This is a genomic window from Novosphingobium sp. fls2-241-R2A-195, assembly GCF_030209485.1.
Classification (GTDB): Bacteria; Pseudomonadota; Alphaproteobacteria; order Sphingomonadales; family Sphingomonadaceae; genus Novosphingobium; species Novosphingobium resinovorum.
Genome location: NZ_JARVRY010000032.1, coordinates 150,373 through 156,484, shown reverse-complemented (window position 1 = coordinate 156,484; position 6,112 = coordinate 150,373). Strand labels below are relative to the sequence as shown.

Annotated in this window: 5 protein-coding genes; 4 read left to right on the top strand and 1 reads right to left on the bottom strand. The window is 64.8% G+C overall.

What is annotated here, in order from left to right; translation table 11 throughout:
- Positions 1–250 precede the first annotated feature (250 nt).
- From QRN25_RS23300 to QRN25_RS23285, 4 genes are all read left to right on the top strand, one after another.
- The gene (locus tag QRN25_RS23300; protein WP_285021704.1) at positions 251–1,252 is read left to right on the top strand and encodes a glycosyltransferase family 2 protein; all 1,002 of its coding nucleotides are present in this window, start codon (positions 251–253) and stop codon (positions 1,250–1,252) included.
- A gap of 7 nt (positions 1,253–1,259) precedes the next feature.
- Complete coding sequence (locus QRN25_RS23295; protein ID WP_271184088.1) at positions 1,260–2,792, top strand: oligosaccharide flippase family protein; 1,533 nt, start codon at positions 1,260–1,262, stop codon at positions 2,790–2,792.
- A gap of 97 nt (positions 2,793–2,889) precedes the next feature.
- Positions 2,890–3,813, top strand: coding sequence for a retroviral-like aspartic protease family protein (locus tag QRN25_RS23290; protein ID WP_271184087.1), 924 nt, complete (start codon positions 2,890–2,892; stop codon positions 3,811–3,813).
- Positions 3,814–3,866: 53 nt separating this feature from the next.
- Positions 3,867–5,687, top strand: coding sequence for an ABCB family ABC transporter ATP-binding protein/permease (locus tag QRN25_RS23285; RefSeq protein ID WP_285021701.1), 1,821 nt, complete (start codon positions 3,867–3,869; stop codon positions 5,685–5,687).
- Between the two features lies 1 nt (position 5,688).
- Here the strand turns inward: QRN25_RS23285 and QRN25_RS23280 are convergent, their stop codons facing one another.
- Complete coding sequence (locus QRN25_RS23280; RefSeq protein WP_285021700.1) at positions 5,689–6,105, bottom strand: hypothetical protein; 417 nt, start codon at positions 6,103–6,105, stop codon at positions 5,689–5,691.
- Positions 6,106–6,112 lie beyond the last annotated feature (7 nt).

Sequence of the window (6,112 nt, the reverse complement as noted above, 5' to 3'; positions counted from 1 at the left end):
AGGGGGGCTTCTGATTCGGTCAACACTCAATTTTCAAAAATGTTTTCAACAGGGGAGGAACGCCCGATGAACCGACCTTCGAACGGGAGAGGGGGATGTGAGCGTCAGCGCCCGAGGCTTAAGCTTCCCCTGCCCCCCTTGCATCCCCGGCTTCCTCATCCCCAACGCTTTCTTTACCACGGCAGGCATAAGGGCTGATTTGCAAACGCGCTTTCCGGCGCGCGGCCTTGATGAGGAATCTGTTACCTACATGCCGACACCGGCGATCAGCGTGGCCATGAGCGTCTTCAACGGCGAGCGCTTCCTTGCATCCGCGATCGAGAGCGTCCTCGCGCAGGACTTCGCCGATTTCGAGTTCCTCATCATCGACGATGGTTCCAGCGACGGTTCGGCGGGACTCATTCGCGAATACGCGGAACGCGATCCGCGTATTCGCCCCATCGTACGCGAAAATCGCGGGCTCGTGGCCAGCCTCAACGAGATGATCGACGCAGCCCGCGCACCGATCATCGCACGCATGGACGCCGACGACATCTGCAGGCCGGACCGCTTCGCCCGGCAGATCGGCTTTCTGGCGGGCCATCCCGAATATGGCGTCGTCGGCAGTTGGAGCGAGGACATCGGAGAAAATGGCGAAAAGCTCGTCCGGTCCGGCGCCGACCATCCCGAGACACACGAGGAACTGCTCGCCGCGATAGAGATCGGCGGGCAACTGATATGCCATCCCGCCGCGATGTATCGCCGTGACGTAGTCCGGTCGGTCGGCGGCTATCACGCCGCATTCCGGCATTGCGAGGACCTCGACCTGTGGCTGCGTCTGTCGAGCGTGACCAGACTCGGCAATATTCCCGAGCGCCTGTTGCGCTATCGGCGCTATCCTGGACAAGTCTCCTCTCGCCACGCCACCGAGCAGCAGATCGGCACGGCCGTCGCCCAGATCGCCTGGCGCGAGCGCAAGGCCGGACGCCCCGATCCGACCGCCGACCTCGAGCACCTGCCGCCGATCGGCGAACTCGACTCCCTTTTCGGCCGTCCCGGCATTTCCCGGCAAGTACGCGAGCAGGTCGCGCTCGGCCTGCTCTATTCGGCCAGCGCCATGCGTGATGAAGGATTCGATCTGCTGGTGAGCCACTTGCGCGATGGCGGGCGGCGTGACGGCATGTGGCGCACCGTCGCCAGACTCGTGCGCTTCGGCGAGCCGGTGCGTGCATTGCGCCTTGCCGCCACGCTCACGACCTCGACTTCGACTTGACCGCCCCATGACGGTCGAGATCGAAGCACCCGCCGCCGAGCCCCGCGCCACGGATGCAGGCCGGGGCACCGGCAGCGTAAAGTCCGCAGCCCTCTGGGCAGCGGCGAGCCAGTACACGCAATTCGTGCTGCAATTCGCAACCTCGGTCATCGTCTCGCGCTTCTTCCTGAAGCCCGAAGAGATCGGCCTGTTCTCCGTCGCGCTGGCTGCGGCGATGATCCTTTCAGTGATCCAGGACTTCGGACTTACCCGCTATCTGGGACGGCACCCCACCGCCGACGAGGACACGGTGCGGCATTGCACCGTGATCGCAGCGGGGTTCTCGCTCTTGCTTGCGGCGCTGATCCTCGCAATCGCCTGGCCGGTGGCGCGGTTCTATGGGGAACCGAGACTGTTCCCCATATTCGGGCTGATCGCGGCATCCTACCTGCTCAATCCTTGGAGCATCGTGCCGGTGGCACTGCTGTCGCGGCGGCTCGACTTCAGGGCGACGTTCATCGTCAACGCCGCCGGATCGGTAACAAACAGCGCCTGCGCGCTGACGCTGGCGGCGCTGGGGTTCTCGGCCACTTCGCTCGCCTGGGCCATGATCGCACAAGCCGCCGCGCGCGCCGTGGCGGCCCAGATCCTGCGACCGACCCCGCCCAGCCTTCGGGTACGGCGCGAAAGGGCACGCGAGATCATCGGATTCGGATCGGGCAGCGCGCTGCTCTATCTCTCCGGAGGGATCGGCATGCGCACGCCCGACCTTATCGTCGGGCGCATGCAGGGCATGACGGCGGCAGGCCTGTTCAGCCGGGGCGTCGCGCTGGCGACGCAACTTCACTACCTCGTGGCGGGCGCGGTGAGCGCGATCTACTATCCGACTTTCGCGCGACTGCGCGACGAGGGCAAGGATCTCGGCCCCTATTACGAGCGCGTGGTCGCGGCGCATGGCGCGATCGTCTGGCCCGCCATGGCCCTGCTGGCAGTGCTCAGCGAGCCGGTGATCCTGTTGCTCTACGGTCCCGGCTGGGCCGAGGCGGCGCCGCTGCTCGCCTTCGTCGCGATTGCCGAGTGCTGTTTCGTCGCGCTGCCGCTGCACATGGACCTGCCGATCCTGCTGGGGCGGCTGAAAGTCCTGCTCTGGTTCAACCTCGCGGACACAGCGCTGTCGGTCGGCACGCTGGCGGCGGGGGCGGCCATCGGCGTGGAAGCGGCGGCGGCCTCCCGGCTCGTCTACGGCCTCGGGTGGTTCTTTCTTTATGCGTTCTGGCTCCAGCGGATGATCGGCTTTCGCTGGCGCGCGACCGTCAGGGTCTACGCATCGTCCATCCTTGTCGCGGTGGTGACGATCGCGCCGGCGCTTTATGCCGTCACGGCGTGGCGGTCACCGGCGACGCTTGGATTCGTCGGACTTGTAGTCGCCGGTACGGCATCCGTGGTGGCCTGGGTGGCTGCGATCATGCTGTTTCGGCACCCCGCTCGAGACGACATAAAGGGCATGGCGGGGCACATTCTCACGCCGATACGGATGCGCCTGCGCCTCAGCCAAAGCTGAAATATTTATCCGTTTCACGTAGTGTTCCACGCAATATCGTGATAAACTGACATTCTCTATAAAGAACGCGAGGCACGTACCTCGCGGGGAGGATGCAATGTCGGGAATGAGCATGGCGCTGGCGATGCTGATCGCCAATCCCGTTATCCTCGGGGCAACCCCTGCCCCGATCACGGGCCCCGCACAGCCCGGCGCCGAGCCGCAGGGCGATATGGTCCAGGGCGACACCGACGCCCATGCACGCATGACCATCGCCGTCGCCGTCCATGGGACCGGGCCCTATCGCTTCCTCATCGACACCGGATCCCAGCGCACCGTCGTCTCAACCGCGCTGGCAGGCACCCTCAAGCTGGCGCAGGGACCGCAAGTGCGCGTGGTGGGCATCGCGGGAGCGCATGACGTCGCCACGGCCCAGGTCGAATCCATCACGATCGGCCCGCGCGCCTTTTACGGCCTGACCGTGCCCCTGCTCGAACGCGCGAACATGGGCGCCGACGGGATTCTCGGCACCGACAGCCTGCAGCATCAGCGCGTGCTCCTCGATTTCGCGCGAAACACCATCACCATCGGCAACCTTGCCGAGACCGGCGGCGGGCGCGGCTTCGAGATTGTGGTGCGCGCCAAGGAGCGCTCCGGCCGCCTGATCATGACCGACGCGCTGATCGATGGCGTACGCACCGACGTCGTCATAGATACCGGCGCCAGCGGCACGATCGGCAACCGCGCCTTGCAGGAGGCACTGGCGAAGAAGCCACGACAGGCCATGCTCAAGGGTGCGGTATCGAGCGTCACCGGGCAGGAACTCGCCGTCGATCTCGGCGTCGCGGACAAGCTGGAGCTGGGCGGGATCGGCGTATCCAACGTCGTCATAGCCTATGCCGACGCCCCCGCGTTCAGCGAGCTGAAGCTCAGCCGCAAGCCCGCGATCTTCCTTGGCATGCGCGAATTGCGGGCCTTCAAGCGTGTCGCCATCGACTTCACGAAGCGCAAGGTTTCGTTTGACCTGGCCGGTGCGCGTTGACGGACAGCGCATTGCCGGATTGTTTCGTGACGTCGAGGCCCTAAATAGCGCCGATGCCTCCCGATACCGCCGTTCGCGATTCCAATGCCCGCCACGATGGCTGGCGCACGCTCCTGCGCTTCCTGCCGTACCTGTGGCCGCGCGACAATCCGGCGCTGCGCTGGCGGATCGTCTGGGCCTGCGTGTTCATCGTTCTCTCTACGGCGACGCAGCTGGTGCTGCCGTACATGATGAAGTGGGCGGTCGACCTGATGGGCACGACCGGGCCGAAGCTGCTCCAGCTGACCATGCTCATGGTGCTCGGCTATTCGGCCGGACGGCTGGCGCAGACCGGCTTCGACAACTTGCGCAATATCGTGTTCGAGAAGGTCGGGCAGGACGCGACGCGCCAACTGGCGGAGAACGTGTTCGGCCAGTTGCACCGGCTGTCTCTGCGTTTCCACCTTGCCCGGCGCACCGGCGAAGTCACCAAGACCATCGAGCGCGGGACCAAGAGCATCGACACGATGCTCTACTTCATGCTGTTCAACATCGCCCCCACCGTGCTGCAGCTGCTGGTCGTGGCGGTGATCTTCTGGGTCAATTTCGGCCCCGGCCTCGTCGCCGCGACGGCGCTCGCCATTGCCGCCTATATCTGGGTTACCCGCGTCATCACCGAATGGCGGACCAAGCTGCGCGAGCAGATGAACCGCCTCGATGGGCAAGCCCTTTCCCGCGCGGTCGATTCGCTGCTGAACTACGAGACGGTGAAGTACTTCTCCGCCGAAAAGCGGGAAGAAGAACGATACGCACAGGCGACCCGCGCCTATGCCGTCGCCGCCGTGAAGAGCGAGAATTCGCTCGGCCTGCTCAACATCGTGCAGGGCGTGGTGATCAACCTGCTGATGGCGGGTGCCCTGGCCTGGACGGTTTACGGCTGGTGGCGCGGCAATTATTCGGCGGGCCAGCTGGTTTTCGTGCAGACCTACCTCACGCAGTTGTTCCGGCCGCTCGACATGCTGGGCATGGTCTATCGCACGATCCGGCAGGGCCTGATCGACATGGCCGAGATGTTCCGCCTGCTCGACACCTCGGTGGAAGTCCCCGATGCGCCGGGAGCGCCCGCGCTGGTCATTCGCAAGCCTTCGATCGTGTTCGATGATGTGGTTTTCGGTTACGAACCCGACCGCACGATCCTCCATGGTCTTTCGTTCGAGGTGCCTGCCGGTCAGGCCTTCGCCATCGTCGGCCCCTCGGGCGCGGGCAAGTCGACGATCGCGCGGTTGCTCTATCGCTTCTACGATCCGCTTTCGGGCCGCATCCTGATCGACGGGCAGGACATACGGGAGGTCACTCAAGTGAGCCTGCGCGGCGCGATCGGTATCGTTCCGCAGGATTCGGTGCTGTTCAACGACACCATCGGCTACAACATCGGCTACGGCCGCGACGGCGCCGAGGTCCAGGAGATCGAGACCGCGGCACGCGGCGCGGCGCTGATGGGCCTGATCGACCGGCTACCGCAGGGCTTCGAAACCGAAGTCGGCGAACGCGGTCTCAAGCTCTCGGGCGGAGAGAAGCAGCGCGTCGCGATCGCGCGAACGCTGGTCAAGAACCCGCCAATCCTGATCCTCGACGAAGCGACCAGTGCGCTGGACACCCGCACCGAACAGGACATTCTCACCACCTTGCACCGCGTGGCCGAGCATCGCACTTCGTTGTCGATCGCCCATCGCCTGTCGACCATCGCCGACGCGGATCGCATCCTCGTCCTCAACGAAGGGAAGCTGGCAGAGAGCGGCACCCATTCCGAACTGCTGCGCCATGACGGGCTCTACGCAGAAATGTGGGCGCGCCAGGCGGCCGAAGCCGAAGCGATGATCGAGGCCGCCGAGTAGTTCAGTAACCCGAGGCCTTGCACAGCGCCTCGAGTTTCTGGACCTGCGGATGGTCCTCGCCATATTGCCGGCGATAGATCGGGCGGTTGTCGCACGCCTGTTTCTGGAATTCCGGCGTGCCGGGCGCGGGGCGGGAATCGGATGGCGTATCGCTCGATGCTTCCTGCCCTGCATCCTTTTCGCGTTGGCGGCGCGCCTGTTCCTCCATGCGCGCACGGTTGAACACGCCCTCCGCTGCCTGACCTGGCGAGATTATGGGCACAATGTCTTGCGCCGCGACCGGCACGGCGACGAAGGCCGCGGCGGCAAGAGGGGCGACCGTCTTGAGGACCATGTCGTTCTCCGCAAGCTTAGGCGTTTTCCCGTCAGGCGACATCACCTGGCGAAAAAACATTACAGACCGCAAATTCTGGAACAATCAGCCT

What these genes read in the sequence shown, in the direction of transcription:
- QRN25_RS23300 (WP_285021704.1), top strand. Translation starts at nt 251, where the DNA reads ATGCCGACACCGGCGATCAGCGTGGCCATGAGCGTCTTCAACGGCGAG.
- QRN25_RS23295 (WP_271184088.1), top strand. Translation starts at nt 1,260, where the DNA reads ATGACGGTCGAGATCGAAGCACCCGCCGCCGAGCCCCGCGCCACGGAT.
- QRN25_RS23290 (WP_271184087.1), top strand. Translation starts at nt 2,890, where the DNA reads ATGTCGGGAATGAGCATGGCGCTGGCGATGCTGATCGCCAATCCCGTT.
- QRN25_RS23285 (WP_285021701.1), top strand. Translation starts at nt 3,867, where the DNA reads ATGCCTCCCGATACCGCCGTTCGCGATTCCAATGCCCGCCACGATGGC.